The organism is Clostridium sp. Marseille-P3244 (assembly GCF_900120155.1).
Classification (GTDB): domain Bacteria; phylum Bacillota; class Clostridia; order Lachnospirales; family Lachnospiraceae; genus Mediterraneibacter.
In genome coordinates, this window is sequence record NZ_LT635549.1 from 1,977,277 (window position 1) to 1,996,393 (window position 19,117).

The 19,117-nt window shown below is 50.1% G+C and carries 17 protein-coding genes; 16 read left to right on the plus strand and 1 reads right to left on the minus strand.

Annotated elements, in window-relative coordinates:
• The first annotated feature begins 68 nt into the window (after positions 1–68).
• The 11 genes from pta (at position 69) to BQ7367_RS11215 (ending at position 11,794) form a co-directional block, all read left to right on the plus strand.
• The gene (gene pta / locus BQ7367_RS11165) at positions 69–1,064 is read left to right on the plus strand and encodes a phosphate acetyltransferase (protein ID WP_072525501.1); all 996 of its coding nucleotides are present in this window, start codon (positions 69–71) and stop codon (positions 1,062–1,064) included.
• A 99-nt stretch (positions 1,065–1,163) separates the two neighbouring features.
• Positions 1,164–2,360 carry an acetate kinase gene (locus tag BQ7367_RS11170; protein WP_072525502.1) on the plus strand — a complete coding sequence of 399 codons (1,197 nt, stop codon included), beginning with the start codon at positions 1,164–1,166 and terminating at the stop codon, positions 2,358–2,360.
• A 96-nt stretch (positions 2,361–2,456) separates the two neighbouring features.
• Positions 2,457–2,984: a YceD family protein gene (locus BQ7367_RS11175; RefSeq protein ID WP_072525503.1), complete on the plus strand. Its 528-nt coding sequence runs from the start codon at positions 2,457–2,459 to the stop codon at positions 2,982–2,984.
• Positions 2,985–2,987: 3 nt separating this feature from the next.
• Positions 2,988–3,167 (plus strand): 50S ribosomal protein L32, encoded by a 180-nt coding sequence (rpmF, locus tag BQ7367_RS11180; protein WP_004846204.1) that lies wholly within the window; start codon positions 2,988–2,990, stop codon positions 3,165–3,167.
• Positions 3,168–3,301: 134 nt separating this feature from the next.
• Complete coding sequence (gene plsX, locus BQ7367_RS11185) at positions 3,302–4,333, plus strand: phosphate acyltransferase PlsX (protein WP_083588933.1); 1,032 nt, start codon at positions 3,302–3,304, stop codon at positions 4,331–4,333.
• Between the two features lie 18 nt (positions 4,334–4,351).
• On the plus strand, positions 4,352–4,582 hold the full coding sequence (acpP, locus tag BQ7367_RS11190; protein WP_072525505.1) for an acyl carrier protein: 231 nt from the start codon (positions 4,352–4,354) through the stop codon (positions 4,580–4,582).
• A 108-nt stretch (positions 4,583–4,690) separates the two neighbouring features.
• Positions 4,691–5,380: a ribonuclease III gene (gene rnc, locus BQ7367_RS11195; RefSeq protein ID WP_072526196.1), complete on the plus strand. Its 690-nt coding sequence runs from the start codon at positions 4,691–4,693 to the stop codon at positions 5,378–5,380.
• A gap of 12 nt (positions 5,381–5,392) precedes the next feature.
• Complete coding sequence (smc, locus tag BQ7367_RS11200) at positions 5,393–8,953, plus strand: chromosome segregation protein SMC (protein ID WP_072525506.1); 3,561 nt, start codon at positions 5,393–5,395, stop codon at positions 8,951–8,953.
• 84 nt (positions 8,954–9,037) lie between these two features.
• Positions 9,038–9,973, plus strand: a complete 936-nt coding sequence (gene ftsY, locus BQ7367_RS11205; RefSeq protein WP_072525507.1) for a signal recognition particle-docking protein FtsY — start codon at positions 9,038–9,040, stop codon at positions 9,971–9,973.
• On the plus strand, positions 9,970–11,184 hold the full coding sequence (gene ilvA / locus BQ7367_RS11210; protein ID WP_072525508.1) for a threonine ammonia-lyase: 1,215 nt from the start codon (positions 9,970–9,972) through the stop codon (positions 11,182–11,184). Before ftsY ends, ilvA begins: the two co-directional genes overlap by 4 nt.
• 115 nt (positions 11,185–11,299) lie before the next feature.
• A complete protein-coding gene (locus BQ7367_RS11215) occupies positions 11,300–11,794 on the plus strand; it encodes a DUF1653 domain-containing protein (protein WP_072526197.1) in 495 nt (164 codons plus the stop codon).
• 20 nt (positions 11,795–11,814) lie between these two features.
• On the opposite strand, the gene BQ7367_RS11220 is transcribed toward BQ7367_RS11215, so the two are convergent.
• Positions 11,815–12,996 carry a ribose-phosphate pyrophosphokinase gene (locus tag BQ7367_RS11220; RefSeq protein WP_072525509.1) on the minus strand — a complete coding sequence of 394 codons (1,182 nt, stop codon included), beginning with the start codon at positions 12,994–12,996 and terminating at the stop codon, positions 11,815–11,817.
• Positions 12,997–13,106: 110 nt separating this feature from the next.
• On the opposite strand from BQ7367_RS11220, the gene BQ7367_RS11225 reads away from it, so the two are divergent.
• The 5 genes from BQ7367_RS11225 to spoIVA all read left to right on the plus strand — a co-directional run bounded on the left by BQ7367_RS11225 (position 13,107) and on the right by spoIVA (position 19,083).
• Positions 13,107–14,507, plus strand: a complete 1,401-nt coding sequence (locus tag BQ7367_RS11225; protein ID WP_268874771.1) for a DUF512 domain-containing protein — start codon at positions 13,107–13,109, stop codon at positions 14,505–14,507.
• A gap of 21 nt (positions 14,508–14,528) precedes the next feature.
• Complete coding sequence (gene der / locus BQ7367_RS11230) at positions 14,529–15,857, plus strand: ribosome biogenesis GTPase Der (RefSeq protein ID WP_072525510.1); 1,329 nt, start codon at positions 14,529–14,531, stop codon at positions 15,855–15,857.
• A gap of 4 nt (positions 15,858–15,861) precedes the next feature.
• Entirely contained in the window at positions 15,862–16,515 is a 654-nt protein-coding gene (plsY, locus tag BQ7367_RS11235) for a glycerol-3-phosphate 1-O-acyltransferase PlsY (protein ID WP_072525511.1), read from the plus strand.
• 14 nt (positions 16,516–16,529) lie between these two features.
• Entirely contained in the window at positions 16,530–17,543 is a 1,014-nt protein-coding gene (locus BQ7367_RS11240) for an NAD(P)H-dependent glycerol-3-phosphate dehydrogenase (protein ID WP_072525512.1), read from the plus strand.
• Positions 17,544–17,610: 67 nt separating this feature from the next.
• Entirely contained in the window at positions 17,611–19,083 is a 1,473-nt protein-coding gene (gene spoIVA, locus BQ7367_RS11245; protein ID WP_072525513.1) for a stage IV sporulation protein A, read from the plus strand.
• Positions 19,084–19,117 lie beyond the last annotated feature (34 nt).

Sequence of the window (19,117 nt, forward strand, 5' to 3'; positions counted from 1 at the left end):
TTGTATACACAAAAAAATTGCTTTATAATAGACACATGTGATTAAAAATGAAAGGTGGCTTTTAAATCATGGGATTTATTGATGAAATCAAGGCAAGGGCTAAGGCTGACAAAAAGACGATCGTCCTTCCCGAGACAGAGGACGAAAGAACTTATAAAGCTGCGGAGGCGGTTTTAAAGGAAGGGATCGCGGATCTGATCCTTGTGGGGGATCCGGCGGAGATCGATAAGAAGAAGGGTACATACGATATTTCCGGCGCAAAGATCGTAAATCCGGCAGATAATGAAAAGACAGAGGCGTATATCGCGAAACTGGTCGAACTGAGACAGAAAAAGGGAATGACCGAAGACCAGGCGAGAGAGCTTTTGCTGAACAATTATCTGTATTATGGTGTTATGATGGTCAAGATGGGAGATGCTGACGGGATGGTGTCAGGAGCATGTCACTCAACAGCGGATACCCTCCGTCCTTCTCTCCAGATCCTAAAGACAAAACCGGGAACAAAACTTGTTTCGGCATTCTTCCTTATGGTTGTTCCGGACTGTGATATGGGAGCGAACGGAACGTTCATTTTCGCGGATTCAGGACTGGAACAGAATCCGGATTCCGAGAAGCTGGCGTACATCGCGATTTCCTCTGCAGAATCCTTCCAGGTACTGACCGGGAAAGAGCCGGTTGTGGCTATGCTTTCCCATTCTACAAAGGGAAGCGCGAAGCATCCGGATGTGGATAAGGTTGTGGAGGCGACCAGACTTGCCCATGAGTTCGCGCCGGACCTGAAGCTGGACGGAGAGCTTCAGCTGGATGCGGCAATCGTTCCCGAGGTGGGCGCGTCCAAAGCGCCGGGCAGTGAAGTGGCAGGACATGCCAATGTGCTCGTATTTCCGGACCTTGATGCAGGGAATATCGGATATAAACTGGTACAGCGGCTCGGCAAGGCGGAGGCATACGGTCCGCTGACCCAGGGGATCGCGGCGCCGGTGAATGACCTGTCCCGCGGCTGCAGCGCGGAAGATATCGTAGGCGTTGTGGCGATCACGGCTGTACAGGCTCAGGCGATGTAGAGCTCTCCTCTGCAGATGGCGGGATCAGCGCCGGATAAAATTTTGTGGCATGGGAATAAATAGAAGTAATTGTTGGAGTAGATCATTGGAGGAAAGAAAATGAACGTATTAGTAATCAACTGTGGGAGCTCTTCTCTGAAATTCCAGCTCATCAACGCGGAATCAGAGGAGGTACTGGCAAAAGGAATCTGCGAGAGGATCGGGATCGACGGCCGTCTGACCTATCAGCCGGAAGGCGGAGAAAAGGAAAAGTCAGATAAACCGATGCCCACACATACAGAGGCGATCCAGTTTGTAATAGAGGCACTGACCAATCCGGAGACAGGAGTGGTCAAAAGCCTGGAAGAGATCGGCGCGGTAGGACACCGTGTAGTCCACGGAGGAGAGAAATTTTCTTCATCTGTCGTTATCACAGAAGATGTGAAGAAGGCAGTGGCAGAGTGCAATGAGCTGGCTCCGCTCCACAATCCGGCCAATCTGATCGGCATTGATGCCTGTGAAAAGCTGATGCCCGGTACTCCCATGGTTGCGGTGTTTGATACTGCTTTCCACCAGACAATGCCTGAGAAGGCATATATGTACGGACTTCCTTACGAGTATTATGAAAATTACAAAATAAGAAGGTATGGGTTCCACGGGACAAGCCACAGCTTCGTATCTAAAAAGGCGGCCGAGGTTATGGGCAGACCTTATGGAGAACTTAAGACGATCGTCTGCCACCTGGGAAACGGATCCAGTGTATCAGCGGTTAAAAACGGAGAATCTGTTGATACCTCCATGGGCCTGACTCCTCTGGAAGGACTGGTAATGGGTACCCGTTCAGGAGATATTGATCCTGCGATCATGGAGTTTATCTCAGAGAAAGAAGGGCTGGACATTGCGGGTGTTATGAATGTGCTGAACAAGAAGTCCGGAGTGTTCGGACTGTCGGGCGGTCTCTCCAGCGATTTCCGGGATCTGACAGACGCTATGAATGCCGGGGACAAGAAGGCGAAGATTGCGATGGATGTATTTTCCTACAGAGTCGCGAAATTTATCGGCGCTTACGCGGCTGCCATGAATGGCGTGGATGATATCGTATTTACAGCCGGTATCGGTGAGAATGACGATTATGTAAGAGAGCAGGTGTGCAGTTACCTGGATTATCTCGGAGTTGACTTTGACGCGGATAAGAACAGAGGCTTAAGAGGAGAGACGGCAGAGCTTTCAAAGCCCGGATCAAAGGTGCGGGTGTTTGTGATCCCCACCAACGAGGAACTGGCGATTGCCAGAGAGACGCTTGCTCTTGTAAAATAAAAGATGAAATTTATGCGGCAAGACAGGTGTATTTTTGTTGTTGACAAACAGAATTTACATGATATAATGATTTAGGTATGAATAGGGGCAATAAGTATGTTGATCAACCTATCAGACACTTTATCAGACCAGCATAGGACAGTGGAAGAGACTGTACCGCTTACTATGGATGTGATCCGGCTGAAATCCGGAGAATATCCTGTTGTCAGTAGCGGGCCGGTCCATGTACGGGCAGAACATATCAGAGGAAAAGAGCTGCTTATCCATGCGGATGCAAGACTTGTGGCTGTGATTCCCTGTGACAGATGCCTGGAAGATGTCAGATATGAGTTTGTACTGGACAGTACAAAACATGTGGACGTGGGTCTCTCCGACGCAGAACTGACAGAAGAGCTGGATGAATCAAATTTTATCGACGGATATGATCTTGACGTGGACAAATTACTCTACAATGAGATTTTGTCAGGATGGCCGGAGAAAGTGCTCTGCCGGGAAGACTGCAAAGGTCTGTGCAGGGTATGCGGCCGGAATTTGAATACAGGGTCCTGTGACTGTGAAGAGCCGGGGCTCGATCCCAGAATGTCAGTTGTCCGTGATCTATTTCAGAAGTTTAAGGAGGTGTAACCTATGTCAATCTGTCCAAAGAATAAATCTTCAAAAGCAAGAAGAGACAAGAGAAGAGCAAACTGGAAGATGAGCGCTCCAAACCTTGTAAAATGCAGCAAGTGCGGGGAACTCATGATGCCTCATCGCGTATGCAAGGCGTGCGGTGCGTATAATAAGCGCGAGATCATTTCCGTAGACTGAGCCGTAAGCGAAAAAGCACTGCTTGAGGCAGTGGGGTGAATAAGACGCAAAAACTTTGTGTTTTGCGTCTTTTTTTATTGATTTTTAGAATGTTTTCCAGTAGAATGTATGAAGTAGTGTTAGGAGGAAGAAACATGTCTGATATGACAAGGGTCGCCCTGGACGCGATGGGCGGGGATAACGCGCCGGCTGAGATTATCAGGGGTGCCGTGGAGGCAGTGGCCCAAAGAAAGGATATCCAGGTCCTGCTCACAGGCCGGGAGGATGTGATACAGAAGGAACTTGCTCAGTATACGTATCCGACGGACCAGATCAGGATCGTCAATGCGGCAGAGATCATCGAAACAGCGGAGCCTCCGGTGAAAGCGATCAGGGGAAAGAAGGATTCTTCCATTGTCGTAGCTCTGAAGCTGGTAAAGAACGGGGAGGCAGACGCTTTTGTTTCTGCCGGAAGTACAGGTGCTGTCCTTGTCGGGGGACAGGTGCTCGTGGGCAGGATCAAAGGTGTGGAGAGACCCCCTCTGGCGCCTCTTTTGCCTACATTAAAAGGTGTGTCCCTGCTGATCGACTGCGGAGCCAATGTGGATGCCCGGCCGTCTCATCTGGTGCAGTTTGCCAAGATGGGGTCCATTTATATGGAGAGCGTGCTTGGGAAGAAGAATCCTACTGTGGGTATTGTCAATATCGGGGCAGAAGAAGAAAAAGGCAATGCCCTTGTGAAAGAGACATTTCCGCTTCTGAAGGCCTGCAGCGATATCAATTTTGTGGGAAGTGTGGAAGCAAGAGAGATTCCTTACGGCAATGTGGATGTCATTGTATGTGAGGCTTTTGTGGGAAATGTGATCCTCAAACTCTACGAGGGCGTGGGAGGCGCTCTGGTGAAAAAGATCAAGAACGGCATGATGGCAAGTCTTCGCAGCAAGATTGGCGCCCTTCTTGTGAAACCCGCGCTGAAAGCGACTCTGAAAGATTTTGATTCCAGTGAGTATGGCGGCGCGCCCATGCTGGGATTAAAAGGGCTTGTGGTTAAGACACATGGAAGTTCGACTTCCAAAGAGGTATGTAACTCGATCATCCAGTGCGTCACATTTAAAGAACAGCAGATAAATGAAAAAATAAAAGCAGCCATTTTGGAGACGCAGGAAGAAAAATCAGAGAATGAGTAAAGTCAGGAGGATTTGATTATGGAATTTGAAAAACTTCAGGAGATTGTGGCGGATGTGCTCAACGTACAGAAAGATGAGATCAAACCGGAGACTACTTTTGTAGATGATCTGGGCGCGGATTCTCTTGATATCTTCCAGATCATCATGGGAATCGAAGAAGAGTTTGACATTGAGATCGACAATGATGAAGCAGAGAAAATAGTAACGGTCCAGGATGCAGTCGACCAGATCAAAAAAGCAGTGGAATAGATGATAACGATGAAAAAGCCCCTGTGGGCTTTTTCATTTTACATGAGGAAAAATACTGCCGAAAAAGAAATGACGGGGAAAGCCGCCGAAAGAAAGTGGAAGAAGGATATGAAAGACAAATTAAAAGAGCTGGAGCAGAAACTGGGATATACATTCCGGGATTTTTCTCTTCTGAGACAGGCCATGATGCACAGTTCCTACACAAATGAGAATCATCTGCCAAAGTACCGGAGCAATGAACGGCTGGAGTTCCTGGGGGACGCGGTACTGGAACTGGTTTCCAGCGAGTTTCTTTACCGGGGATCCGAAACGATGCCGGAGGGAGAGCTGACCAGGACGAGAGCCAGTATGGTCTGTGAATCTTCCCTGGCAATGTGCGCAAGGGATATCAGTCTGGGGGACTATCTGCTTCTGGGAAAGGGAGAGGACGCCACAGGGGGAAGGCTTAGGGATTCCATTACCTCTGATGCCATGGAAGCGCTGATCGGAGCGGTGTATCTGGATGGTGGTTTTACTAATGCAAAAGAATTTATTTACAGATTTGTTCTCACGGATCTGGAGGACAAGAAACTCTTTTATGATAGTAAAACTATCCTTCAGGAAATGGTGCAGGCGGAGAAGGCCGGAGAGATCGCCTATCGTGTCGTAAAAACAGAAGGACCGGACCACAGCAAGAGCTTTTACGTAGAAGTCCTGATCGGAGACTGCGTATATGGAGAAGGAAAGGGGCGGACGAAAAAAGCCGCAGAACAGCAGGCCGCGTATCACGCCATACTGGATCTCAGAAGACAAAAGTAAAGCAGGTGTTTTATGTATTTAAAGAACATAGAAGTGCAGGGATTTAAATCCTTTGCCAACAAGATAAAATTTGATTTCCACAACGGGATCACTGCGATCGTCGGACCCAATGGAAGCGGAAAGAGCAATGTGGCTGACGCGGTACGATGGGTGCTGGGGGAACAGAGAGTGAAACAGCTCAGAGGCGGGAGCATGCAGGATGTTATTTTTTCCGGTACCGAGAACCGGAAGCCTTTAAGCTACGCTGCCGTGGCGATCACGCTGGATAATTCGGATCATCAGCTTCCTGTAGACTACGAAGAGGTGACGGTGACCCGGAAGCTGTACCGGTCAGGAGAAAGTGAGTATCTGATCAACGGGGCATCCTGCCGTCTCAAAGACATTAATGAGATGTTTTATGACACGGGGATTGGCAAAGAGGGCTATTCTATCATTGGACAGGGACAGATCGAAAGAATCCTCAGCGGAAAACCGGAAGAGCGCCGGGAGCTTTTTGATGAGGCGGCCGGCATCGTGAAGTTTAAGCGGAGAAAAACGTTGTCGCTGAGAAAGCTGGAGGAAGAGAGACTGAACCTGACCCGGGTCAACGATATTTTACAGGAACTGGAAAAGCAGCTTGGGCCTCTGGAAAAGCAGGCCGATACAGCGAGACAATATTTAAAAAAGAAAGAAGAATTAAAGACATACGATATCAACATGTTTCTGCTTGAAGAAGAGCGCCTGCGGGAACGGGTGAAAGAAGTGGAGGAAAAATATGAGGTTGCCTCCGCGGAGATGGAAGAATCGAATGTCCGGTATGAAAGGATGAAGACGGAATATGAGGCCGTCGAGGAAGAAGTCGAAGAGATAGAGCTGGCCATTGAGACAGCAAGGAACCAGCTCAATGAGACCAGCCTGCTGAAGCAGCAGCTGGAAGGCCAGATCAATGTTTTAAAGGAACAGATCAACACGGCCCGGATGAACGATGAACATTACGGTAACCGTGCGAATACGATTCATGCCGAGATCGAAAGCCGCCAGAGTCAGCGCTCTGCCTTTGAAAGGGAAAAAGAAGAGATCAGTTTAAAGCTCAGGGAAGCTTCACTTCAGGATGCCAGAGCGAAAGAGTGTCTGGTGGATGTGCAGTCGCAGATCGCGGAGTATACTACAGAGATCGAAGAACGGAAACAGGAGATCATGGAGATCCTGGGAAACCGTGCTTCTACAAAGGCCAAGATCCAGCATTACGACACCACAAAGGAGCAGATTGCTGCCAGAAAGTCTGTTCTGGACCGTGGTATCCTGGAAATCACATCCCTTTCGGAACAGCTCGGCAAGCAGCTGGAACAATACGAGAGGGAGCTTAAGGAAATCCAGAAAGAACTTCAGGGCTACAATGAAACGATCGCGGAAAATGAGAAGAAAATAGAAAGTCTGCAGAAGGAACTGAATGAGAAACAGGAGAAGCTGCGTCTTGGTCAGACAGCTTATCACAGAGAATCTTCCCGTCTGGAGTCTTTGAAGAATATCACAGAGCGCTATGACGGATATGGAAACAGTATCCGCAGAGTCATGGCCAATAAAGATAAGGAAAAAGGTCTGATCGGTGTCGTGGCGGACATCATCAAAGTAGACAAAGAATATGAGATCGCCGTTGAGACTGCCCTGGGAGGCAGTATCCAGAATATTGTCACTGACAATGAGGACACGGCGAAGAGAATGATCCAGTTCCTGAAAAAAAACAAATTCGGGCGCGCTACATTCCTTCCTCTTACCAGCATGCATAAAGGCGGGGGAATCCGTACACCGGAAGCACTTGAGGAATCGGGAGTGATCGGACTGGCAAATTCACTGGTCCATGTGGAAAAGAGATTTGAGAGTCTGGCAGATCAGCTTCTTGGCCGTACGATTGTGGTCCGCTCCATTGACGACGGAATCGCGATCGCGCGAAAGTACCGGCAGTCCCTCAGGCTTGTAACCCTGGAGGGAGAACTGATCAGCCCGGGCGGCTCCATGACCGGAGGCGCATTTAAGAATTCCAGCAACCTTCTGAGCAGGCGCAGAGAGATCGAAGAGTTTGAGAAGACTGTGGCAATGCTCAAAAAAGATATGGAAGCGCTGGAGCAGGATGTGAGCAGAGTGAAGAACTCCCGGGCAGCCTGCTACAATACGATAGACGATATACAGAAAGAACTCAGGAAGGCTTCTGTTGTAGAAAATACGGCACGGATGAATGTGGAGCAGACCCGTGTCCGCCTGGAGGAGGCAGGCCAGCGGTCTTACAGCTACCAGAATGAAAAAAAGGAACTGGACAGACAGCTTGGAGAAATCCAGGAAAATGAAGAGTCTATCCAGATGGAGCTTGAGACTTCAGAGAATCTGGAGGAAAAGTTAAACGAACAGATCGAAGAGCTGCAGAAAGCGCTGGAACAGCAGAAAGCGGCAGAGATGACGCAGCAGAAACAGTCTGAGGAGGCGCATCTTGCTCTGGCCGGTCTGGAACAGCAGAATGTATTTATCCTGGAAAATATTTCACGTATCGGCGAGGAAACAGAGAAATTCCGGGCAGAGCTCCGGGAACTTGACGCAAACAAGGACAATACTTCAGAAGAGATCCGTCAGAAAGAAGAAAAGATCCAGGATCTCAGACAGACGATCGAGGATTCCAAGGATCTGTTTACCGAGATCGGCAGGGAGATTGAGGCTCAGACGCAAAAAAAAGAAGAATTAAATCAGAAACACAGGGATTTCCTCAGACAGAGAGAAGAGCTTTCCAAACATATTTCGGCTCTCGACAAGGAGTGTTTCCGGCTGAACAGCCAAAAGGAATCTTACGAGGCGGCGTCTGAGAAACAAATGAATTATATGTGGGAAGAGTATGAGATCACATACAACCATGCCATGGAGCTCCGCAATGAGAATCTGACAGACCTGTCCTACATGAAGCGGCAGATCCAGACGTTGAAAAGTGACATAAAGAATCTGGGTTCCGTCAATGTAAACGCGATCGAAGATTATAAAAATATATCTGAGAGATATGAGTTCCTGAAAGGACAGCATGATGATCTGGTAGAGGCGGAAGCCGCTTTGATCCGCATCATAGATGAGCTTGATACTGCCATGAGAAAGCAGTTTACCGAGCAGTTCGCAAAAATATCCGAAGAGTTCAATACAGTATTCCGGCAGCTGTTCGGAGGAGGGAAAGGGACATTGGAACTGATGGAAGATGAGGATGTCCTTGAAGCGGGAATCCGTATCATCGCGCAGCCACCCGGTAAAAAGCTGCAGAATATGATGCAGCTGTCCGGTGGGGAAAAAGCGTTGACGGCCATTTCACTTCTGTTTGCCATTCAGAATCTGAAGCCGTCCCCGTTCTGCCTTCTGGACGAGATCGAGGCAGCACTGGATGACAATAATGTGACCCGGTTCGCCCGGTATCTGCATAAGCTGACAAAAAGCACCCAGTTCATCGTTATTACACACAGAAGAGGTACTATGGCGTCAGCAGACCGTCTGTACGGGATCACGATGCAGGAGAAAGGAGTATCCACTCTTGTGTCAGTGGATCTCCTGGAAGATGAACTGGATAAGTAGCTGCTCAGCGCGGGACCGCATTCCGGATGAAGCGGCATGTAAACTGACAGCATGGAAACTGAGGAAAGGCAGGGATTTCGATCAATGGGAGAGAATCAGGGATTTTTTAGACGTCTTGTCTCGGGACTGACAAAGACAAGAGATAATATCGTGTCCGGAATGGACAGTATTTTCCATGGATTTTCCAGGATAGATGATGAGTTTTATGAAGAGCTGGAGGAGACGCTCATCATGGGCGATCTTGGAGTCCGGGCCACAGAGAATATCCTGGACGAACTGAAGGAGAAGGTGAAAGAACGGCATATAAAGGAACCGTCAGAGTGCAGACAGATCCTGATCGACAGCATTAAGAGCCAGATGGATGTAGGGGAGACTGCTTATGAGTTTGAGAACAGGACTTCTGTGGTGTTTGTCATCGGCGTCAACGGAGTAGGAAAGACTACCACCATCGGGAAGCTGGCCGGCAAGCTGAAGAGTCAGGGGAAAAAAGTGATCCTGGCAGCCGCGGATACCTTCCGGGCGGCAGCCGGTGAACAGCTGAAGGAATGGGCGGACCGGGCAGGCGTAGATATGATCGGAGGTCAGGAGGGCGCGGATCCGGCATCGGTGGTTTTTGACGCAGTATCTGCGGCCAAAGCACGAAAGGCGGATGTCCTTTTGTGCGACACCGCGGGCAGACTCCATAACAAGAAAAATCTGATGGAAGAATTAAAGAAGATCAATCGGGTCATCGAGCGGGAATATCCCGAAGCGTTCAAAGAGACGCTGGTAGTACTCGACGCGGCGACCGGACAGAACGCGCTGGCACAGGCAAGGGAGTTCAATGAAGTGGCAGACATTACCGGGGTGATCCTGACAAAGATGGACGGGACCGCGAAAGGCGGGATTGCCGTCGCGATTCAGGCGGAACTGGGGATTCCGGTGAAGTATATCGGCGTCGGAGAGACCATTGACGATCTGCAGAAATTTGACTCAGATGAATTTGTAAACGCGTTGTTCTATCAGGAGGAAGAAAGATGATGACATTAGAGAAGTTTGAGGAAGCCAGCGAGCTGGTAAAGAAAGTGACGAATCCCACAAAGCTTATATACAGCGACTACCTGAGCGGAATGAGCGGCGGTAAAGTTTATCTGAAACCTGAGAATATGCAGCATACGGGAGCATATAAGATACGCGGAGCCTATTATAAGATCAGCACTCTTTCAGAGGAAGAGCGAAAACGCGGACTGATCACTGCGTCAGCGGGTAATCATGCCCAGGGGGTTGCCTTCGCGGCGAAGCAGTTTGGCTGCAGGGCCGTGATCGTCATGCCTACAGTTACTCCGCTGATCAAAGTCAACCGGACAAAGAGTTACGGGGCAGAAGTGATCCTCTACGGAGACGTGTATGATGACTCATACGCATATGCCTGTGAGCTGGCGGAGAAAGAGGGATACACGTTCGTACATCCTTTCAATGATATCGATGTAGCTACAGGCCAGGGCACCATCGCCATGGAGATCGTGCAGGAGCTGCCCACGGTGGACTATATCCTTGTCCCTGTGGGTGGAGGCGGCCTGCTCTCAGGAGTGGCCACTCTGGCCAAGATGCTGAATCCGAAGATCAAGGTGATCGGAGTAGAACCCGCAGAGGCGGCAAGCATGACAGCAGCTCTTAAGGCCGGGGAAGTGGTGGAGCTGGAGAGTGCCAATACGATCGCAGACGGGACAGCGGTGAAGGCAGTAGGTGAAAAAATCCTTCCCTATGTCCGGGAGAATGTCGATGACATGCTTCTGGTAGAAGATGACGAACTGATCGGCGCTTTCCTTGATATGGTGGAAAATCACAAGATGATCGTGGAGAATTCCGGACTTCTTTCTGTGGCGGCTCTGAAACAGATGGACTGCAGAGGGAAAAAGGTGGTCTGTATCCTGAGCGGCGGCAACATGGATGTGATCACAATGTCTTCTATCGTACAGCATGGTCTGATCCAGAGAGACCGTATCTTCTCTGTATCTGTGCTCCTTCCCGACAAGCCCGGAGAGCTGGTCCAGGTGGCCAAGACCATCGCGGATGAGCAGGGAAATGTCATTAAACTGGAGCACAATCAGTTTGTCAGCACAAACCGCAATGCCGCGGTGGAACTGAGGATCACGATGGAGGCATTCGGTACAGAACATAAAAACAGGATCCTGGATGCGCTGGAGCGGAAAGGGTTCCGGCCGAAACTGATCAGCGCGAAGTTGTATTAATTGAGCCGAAATTGCATCGGGGACGTAGTCATTTTCAAAATGACTACGTCCCAAACCGGAAATGACTATGTCCCAAACAGGACCAGACAGGACGACAGAAGGAAAGGAGCTGCACATGGCGAGGCGAATTCCGAAACCGGGAGAAATTTACAGACATTTCAAAGGGAAAAGTTATAAGATCCTCTATATCGCTACTTGTACGGAAACCGGGGAAGATATGGTGATCTTTGAATCTGTGGAAGGAGAGCATCGGGTTTACGCAAGTGAGCTGGACGCGTTTCTGACGCCTCTTGATCCCCGCAGATATCCCCAGGAGGAGCAGAAATACCGCTTCGAACTGTGCCGGGATTTGAAAGATAACAGCGGGCTCCGGCTGAAGCATTATGGGAATACAACGGAAATGATTCTGGAATTCCTTGATCTGGACAGCAATGAAGAGCGGATAAAATTTCTTCAGAGCCATCAGTCTGAGATTGACGCACGTTTTCTGACCGCCGCGGCGGAGAGCATGGAATTTGCCGAAACCGGTGAGAGCGTGGAGGAAAGGTATGCGTCGTTTATCAGATTCCTGAAAATGAAGATGAAATACGAAAGCCGGAGGCAGAATTAAATCTGCCTCCGTATCTTTTTCTATATTTTTTCTCCGCGGGCCCTTTTTTCCAGCAGAGCATGGATCTTGTCCGTCGGATTGAGGACGGATCCGATGGTGATGTCATGATTCAGGGAATCGATGATCAACGCCAGGAATTTGCTCATGTCAGCCAATACAAAATAAGGTTTTTCGTATAGCTCCGGCGGAAGATATGTAAGGTTTGTGGTGATCACCTTGTTGATGTAACCTTTGTTATAGTATTCATCAAATTTTTCAAAGCCGTCCGTGAACAGGCCAAATGTAGTACACACGAAGACCCGGCCGGCTTTCCGGTCTTTCAGCTGTTTTGCCACATCCAGCATACTGCCACCGGAAGAGATCATGTCATCGACGATGATCACATCTTTCCCGGACACATCATCTCCCAGAAATTCATGAGCGACGATGGGATTTTTCCCGTTTATAATAGTAGAATAGTCACGGCGCTTATAGAACATACCCATGTCCACGCCGAGAACATTGGAGAAATAGACGGCACGGTGCATGGCCCCTTCATCCGGGCTGATGATCATCAGATGTTCTTTGTCAGGAACAAGATCCGGGACAGCGCGGAAGAGCGCCTTCATAAACTGATAAGGCGGATTGAAGCTGTCAAATCCGCTCAGTGGGATAGCGTTCTGCACACGGGGATCATGGGCGTCAAAGGTGACAATGTTGGTGACTCCCATATTGGTCAGTTCCTCCAGGGCGAGGGCGCAGTCCAGAGACTCTCTCTTGGTCCGTTTGTGCTGGCGGCTTTCGTAGAGAAACGGCATGATCACATTGATGCGGCGGGCTTTGCCGGTGGCCGCGGAGATGATCCGCTTCAGATCCTGGTAATGATCATCCGGCGACATATGGTTCAAATGTCCGTTTACCGTGTATGTAAGGCTGTAGTTGCAGACATCTGTCATGATAAAGAGGTCGGTTCCCCGGATCGTTTCCCGGAGGACACCTTTTGCCTCTCCCGTTCCGAAACGGGGACAGCAGCAGTCCACGAGATAATTGTTCGATTTGTAATTGACATACAGGGATGATTCAGAGGCTTCATTGATCGTGTTTTCCCGGAAGGAGACAATATAATCATTGACTTTTTTCCCCAGCGCCCGGCAGCTCTCCATTGCTACGATTTTCAGGGGAGCGGCAGGCAGAGTTCTTTCTAAGAGTTCGATATTGGACATGGTTTTCTCCTGTTGGTGAATTTATTCTGATTTTACATCTCTTTTATAACACCTTTCCCGGGGAAATTCAAGACGTTTTCAGCGTGGATGCTTTGCGGGAGACGGGAATTATGTTATACTTGATAAGTGTCCGGGAAAGAACGGGCAGAAGAACAGGACGAGGAGCTTTTGGCAGACGGATGGGAAAGCGTCAACATACAACAAAGACACATAAACATATCGTGCAGACAGTGGAACAGGGAAGTATCGCGGAAGAGATGGGGATCGAGCCCGGTGATGTGCTGCTGTCAGTCAATGGGAATGAAATCGAGGATATTTTTGACTACCAGTATTATGTGGAGGACGAGGAGATCCTTCTTCTCATAGAAAAGCCCGACGGCGAACAGTGGGAGCTGGAAATCGGGAAAGATGCGGATGAACAGCTGGGCATCGGATTCGGGGAAGGTCTGATGGATGAGTACCGATCCTGCTGTAACAGGTGTATCTTCTGCTTCATTGACCAGATGCCGCCGGGAATGCGGGATACGCTTTATTTTAAAGATGATGACTCCCGTCTGTCTTTTCTTCAGGGAAACTATGTTACGCTGACCAATATGACGGACCATGATGTAGAACGGATCATAAAGTACCGTCTGGAGCCGATTAATATTTCGTTCCATACAACCAACCCGGAGCTTCGGTGCCGGATGCTGCACAACCGGTTTGCGGGGGACGCGCTGAAAAAGGTGGACGCGTTCTATCAGGGCGGGATCGAGATGAACGGACAGATTGTACTGTGCAGGGGGATCAATGATAAAGACGAGCTGGAACGTTCCATCCGGGATCTGACCAGATATATCCCTCTTTTGAAAAGTGTGTCGGTTGTCCCTGTGGGGCTTACCAGATTCCGGGACGGCCTCTGTCCGCTGGAACCGTTTACCCGGGAGGACGCCAGGGAGGTGCTCGCGGTTATCCACAGATGGCAGGAGAAACTGTTTGAGGAATATGGGATGCATTTTATCCACGCAGGAGATGAATGGTACCTTCTGGCCGGGCAGGAAGTCCCGGAAGAAAGACGATATGACGGATATCTCCAGCTGGAGAACGGAGTGGGGATGCTGCGCCTTCTGATGGATGAATTTGAAGAGGGTTACCGGTCTCTTACAGGAGACAAAAGAGAGGAAGAACTGTCCATTGCCACCGGAAAGCTGGCGTACCCTTATATCCGGAAGATGGCAGCCAGGATGGAGGAAAGATTTCCCGGGATACGGATCCATGTGTATGCCATTGAAAACCGGTTTTTCGGGGAACGGATCACAGTGGCCGGCCTGATCACCGGACAGGATCTCACCGGACAGCTGAAAGGAAAGAATTTGGGGAAACGGCTTCTGATCCCGTGCAGTATGCTCCGGGCGGACGAAGATGTGTTTCTGGATGATTACACGGTGGAACAGGCAGCAGAAGCTTTACAAGTTCCTGTCGATATTGTAAAATCAAGCGGACAGGATCTGATCGACGCAATTTTAAATTAAGATAGAAAGGCTGAATAAGAGATGAGCAAACCGGCAGTTGCCATTGTAGGACGTCCCAACGTGGGAAAGTCAACATTGTTCAATGCACTGGCAGGAGAAAAGATATCTATAGTAAAAGACACCCCGGGGGTGACCAGGGACCGGATCTATGCAGACGTGACATGGCTGGACAAAGAGTTTACGATGATCGACACCGGCGGCATCGAGCCGGACAGTAAGGATGTGATCCTTTCCCAGATGAGAGAACAGGCGCAGATCGCGATTGAGACGGCGGATGTGATCCTGTTTATGACCGATGTAAGACAGGGGCTGGTGGACGCTGATTCTAAAGTGGCGGACATGCTCCGGCGTTCCGGAAAACCGGTCGTCCTGGTAGTGAATAAAGTAGACAACTTTGACAAATATATGGCGGATGTGTACGAATTCTACAATCTTGGGATCGGAGATCCCATCCCCATATCGGCCGCATCCAGGCTCGGACTGGGAGACATGCTGGAAGTCATCGCAGAGCATTTTCCACAGGCGGACGCCGGGGAGGAAGAGGATGACCGGCCTCGGATCGCCATTGTAGGAAAGCCCAATGTCGGAAAATCTTCTATTATCAACCGTCTTCTGGGAGAAAACCGGGTGATCGTCTCTGATGTGGCAGGGACAACAAGGGATGCCATTGATACAGAGATCGTCCATAACGGAAAGGAATATATCTTCATTGACACAGCCGGGCTTCGGAGAAAGAGCAGGATCAAGGAAGAGCTGGAACGGTACAGCATTATACGGACTGTGACCGCGGTTGAGCGTTCGGACGTGGTGCTGATGGTCATCGATGCCACAGAGGGCGTGACAGAGCAGGACGCCAAGATCGCCGGCATTGCCCACGAGAGGGGAAAAGGCGTGATCATCGTGGTGAATAAGTGGGATGCCATTGAAAAGAACGACAGGACCATGCGGGAGTATGAGGGCAACATCCGGCAGGTACTGTCCTATATGCCCTATGCGGAGATCATGTATGTGTCCGCCCGGACAGGGCAGAGACTGAATAAACTGTACGATATGATCGATATGGTGATCGAGAACCAGACCCTGCGCGTGGCCACCGGTGTTTTGAACGAGATCATGACGGAGGCCGTCGCGCTTCAGCAGCCGCCGTCGGACAAAGGAAAACGTTTGAAACTGTACTACATCACTCAGGTTTCCGTAAAGCCTCCTACTTTTGTCATTTTTGTAAATGACAAAGAGCTGATGCATTTCTCCTACACAAGATATCTTGAGAATAAGATCAGAGAGGCATTCGGGTTTCGGGGGACATCATTGAAGTTTTTTATAAGGGAGAGAAAGGAAAAGGAGCAGTAAAGGTATGGAACGGTTGATCTGTCTTGCGGTCGGGTATGTGTGCGGGCTTCTGCAGACGGGGTATCTGGTCGGGAAAATGAGCCATGTGGATATCAGAAAGAAGGGAAGCGGCAACGCGGGCACTACAAACGCGCTGCGGGTCCTGGGCTGGAAGGCCGGCATCATGACATTTGCGGGGGATGTGCTGAAATGTGTGGCGGCGTTCCTGATCACGTATTTCATGTACCGCGGGAGCGATTATTTTCCGCTTCTTGCTATGTATGCAGGGGCGGGGGTCACCCTGGGGCACAATTTTCCGTTCTATATGAGTTTCAAAGGAGGAAAGGGGATCGCAGTGATGGCGGGCCTGGTAGTTCTCAACAGTTTCTGGCATCTTCCCGGGAGCCTGCTGATGATCCTGGTCACACTGGCATTTTTCCTGGTTCCGGTGGTGATCACAAGATACATATCTGTCGGTTCCCTGTCGGCCTATACAGTATTTCTGATCGAAATGATCCTGATGGGACAGATGGGCTGGCTGGATATGGAGGCGCCCAGGTGTTATGAGCTCTATGTGGTGCTTTTCCTGCTGACGGCTCTTGCGTGGTACCGTCACCGGGCAAATATCGGGCGGCTGATCAGTGGAACGGAAAACAAATTCGGGTCTAAGAAACAGTAAAGGAGTAGCAGATTATGGCAAATGTAGGTGTGTTTGGCGCCGGAAGCTGGGGCACGGCGCTCTCTGTCCTTCTCCATGATAACGGGCATCACGTGGAAGTCTGGTCCATTGACGGAGAAGAAGTGAAGATGCTCAATGAAAAGAAAGAACATGTGCTGAAACTGCCGGGAGTGAAGCTGCCGGACGACATGAAGGCCACAACGGATATGGAGTCCGTGATCGCGGGGAAGGATTTCCTGGTACTGGCAGTACCGTCTACGTTTACCCGGGAGACGGCACGGAAGATGAATCCATATGTGAAAGAGGGACAGATCATCGTAGATGTGGCAAAAGGGATCGAAGAGGCCACCCTTATGACCCTCTCACAGCAGATCGAACAGGAAATCCCGCAGGCGGATGTGGCAGTCCTTTCAGGGCCCAGCCATGCGGAGGAAGTGGGGCGCAGGCTGCCTACAACCTGCGTGATCGGGGCCAGAACAAAGAAGACGGCGGAATATCTGCAGTCGATGTTTATCAGCAGGGTGTTCCGCGTGTACACCAGTCCGGATATCCTGGGGATGGAACTGGGCGGCTCTCTGAAAAATGTTATTGCCCTTGCGGCAGGTATCGCTGACGGTCTGGGGTATGGGGATAATACAAAGGCTGCCCTTATCACAAGGGGGATCGCGGAGATCGCCCGCCTGGGTGTTAAGATGGGCGGAAAGATCGAGAGCTTTACGGGACTGACAGGGATCGGAGATCTGATCGTTACCTGTGCCAGTGTCCACAGCCGGAACCGCAAGGCAGGATATCTGATCGGACAGGGCCGGACCATGCAGGAGGCCATGGATGAGGTGAAAATGGTGGTAGAAGGCGTCTATTCCGCAAAAGCGGCGGCGCGGCTGGCGCGGAAGTATGATGTTTCCATGCCTATTGTGGACGAGGTCAACGCAGTGCTGTTCGACGGGAAATCTCCGGCAGAGGCTGTGGATGATCTGATGCAGAGAGAATCCCGGAGCGAGAGCCTGGCTCTGAAATGGGAGAACTGAAAAAAAGAGTGTCATACCCCCTTTGGTATCTGCATACACTGTATCAGCAGAACAAGGGGGTATTTTTATGGATTCATTTCAGGTATACAGAGATATGAAAGCACGAACGAACGGGGAGATCTATATCGGGGTAGTCGGTCCGGTGCGGACAGGCAAGTCAACATTTATCAAGCGCTTTATGGATCTCCTGGTCCTGCCCAACATGACAGATGAACATGCAAGAGAACGGACACAGGATGAGCTTCCCCAGTCTGCGTCGGGGACGACGATCATGACAACAGAGCCGAAATTTGTGCCGAAGGAGGCGGCCTTAGTTCACCTTTCTGATGATGTGGAAGTAAAGATCCGGCTGATCGACTGTGTGGGCTATATGGTGGAGGGCGCTTCCGGGCATACGGAGAATGACGCAGAACGGCAGGTGAAGACCCCCTGGTTTGAGTATGAGATCCCGTTTACCAGAGCGGCGGCCATCGGTACCCAGAAAGTGATCCATGACCATGCCACCATCGGGTTTGTCGTGACAACAGACGGAAGCGTGACAGATCTGCCCCGGGAAAACTATGTGGCGGCTGAGGAAAAGACAGTGAAAGAGCTGCAGTCCATCGGAAAACCGTTCCTGATCCTGCTGAACTGCCAGAAGCCGTATACAGAGGAGGCAAAAAAGATGAAGGAGGAGCTGGAACAGAAATACAAAGCCTCGGTTATTCTCGTAAACTGTGAGCAGATGAAGACCGAGGATATCCATGAGATCATGCGGCAGATCCTCTACGAATTTCCCATTACAGAAGTGGAATTCTATGTACCCAAATGGGTGGAGATGCTCTCCCGGGATCACCGGATCAAACAGGACCTTCTGGACAATGTCCGGTCAGTGATGGAGGATCTGGACGACGTAAGGAGCATCGTGTCCCGTGATATCGGCACAGAAAGCCCGTACATAGACAGTATTTCCGTAGACCGGATCGACATGGACTCGGGACGGGTGGCCATACGGATCGGATTTGAGCAGAAATACTACTATGAAGTACTCAGCGAGCTGACCGGGGCTGATATCAGAGGAGAATATGAGCTGATATCAACCATGAAGGAACTTGCGTCCATGCGGGAAGAATTCAGCAGGATCCGGGACGCATTTACAGATGTGAAGATGAAAGGATACGGCGTGGTGACACCGTCCAAGGAGGATATCCGGCTGGAGGAACCGGTGATCATCAAGCAGGGCAGCAAGTACGGGGTGAAGATCCGCTCCGAGGCTCCTTCCATCCACATGATCCGGGCCAACATAGAGACAGAGATCGCGCCCATTGTGGGCAGTGAAAAGCAGGCGGAGGACCTGGCGGAATATATTAAGAAGGAGAGCAGCACTTCGGAGGGTGTCTGGGGAACCAACATTTTCGGGAAGACGGTGGAAGAGCTGGTTATGGACGGTATGAGGAATAAGATTTCCATGATCAACGACGAAAGCCAGGTAAAACTTCAGGATTCCATGCAGAAGATCGTAAACGACTCAAACGGCGGTCTCGTCTGCATTATCATCTGAACCGGTCTGGACGTAACAGAGAAAACAGAGACGC

Bases quoted from the DNA above. Each gene is read 5' to 3' on its own strand.
- ilvA (WP_072525508.1), top strand. From the start codon at position 9,970: ATGATGACATTAGAGAAGTTTGAGGAAGCCAGCGAGCTGGTAAAGAAA.
- rnc (WP_072526196.1), top strand. From the start codon at position 4,691: ATGAAAGACAAATTAAAAGAGCTGGAGCAGAAACTGGGATATACATTC.
- BQ7367_RS11175 (WP_072525503.1), top strand. From the start codon at position 2,457: ATGTTGATCAACCTATCAGACACTTTATCAGACCAGCATAGGACAGTG.
- BQ7367_RS11215 (WP_072526197.1), top strand. From the start codon at position 11,300: ATGGCGAGGCGAATTCCGAAACCGGGAGAAATTTACAGACATTTCAAA.
- spoIVA (WP_072525513.1), top strand. From the start codon at position 17,611: ATGGATTCATTTCAGGTATACAGAGATATGAAAGCACGAACGAACGGG.
- BQ7367_RS11240 (WP_072525512.1), top strand. From the start codon at position 16,530: ATGGCAAATGTAGGTGTGTTTGGCGCCGGAAGCTGGGGCACGGCGCTC.
- rpmF (WP_004846204.1), top strand. From the start codon at position 2,988: ATGTCAATCTGTCCAAAGAATAAATCTTCAAAAGCAAGAAGAGACAAG.
- acpP (WP_072525505.1), top strand. From the start codon at position 4,352: ATGGAATTTGAAAAACTTCAGGAGATTGTGGCGGATGTGCTCAACGTA.
- smc (WP_072525506.1), top strand. From the start codon at position 5,393: ATGTATTTAAAGAACATAGAAGTGCAGGGATTTAAATCCTTTGCCAAC.
- plsX (WP_083588933.1), top strand. From the start codon at position 3,302: ATGTCTGATATGACAAGGGTCGCCCTGGACGCGATGGGCGGGGATAAC.
- BQ7367_RS11225 (WP_268874771.1), top strand. From the start codon at position 13,107: ATGTTATACTTGATAAGTGTCCGGGAAAGAACGGGCAGAAGAACAGGA.
- der (WP_072525510.1), top strand. From the start codon at position 14,529: ATGAGCAAACCGGCAGTTGCCATTGTAGGACGTCCCAACGTGGGAAAG.
- ftsY (WP_072525507.1), top strand. From the start codon at position 9,038: ATGGGAGAGAATCAGGGATTTTTTAGACGTCTTGTCTCGGGACTGACA.
- BQ7367_RS11170 (WP_072525502.1), top strand. From the start codon at position 1,164: ATGAACGTATTAGTAATCAACTGTGGGAGCTCTTCTCTGAAATTCCAG.
- BQ7367_RS11220 (WP_072525509.1), bottom strand. From the start codon at position 12,996: ATGTCCAATATCGAACTCTTAGAAAGAACTCTGCCTGCCGCTCCCCTG.
- plsY (WP_072525511.1), top strand. From the start codon at position 15,862: ATGGAACGGTTGATCTGTCTTGCGGTCGGGTATGTGTGCGGGCTTCTG.
- pta (WP_072525501.1), top strand. From the start codon at position 69: ATGGGATTTATTGATGAAATCAAGGCAAGGGCTAAGGCTGACAAAAAG.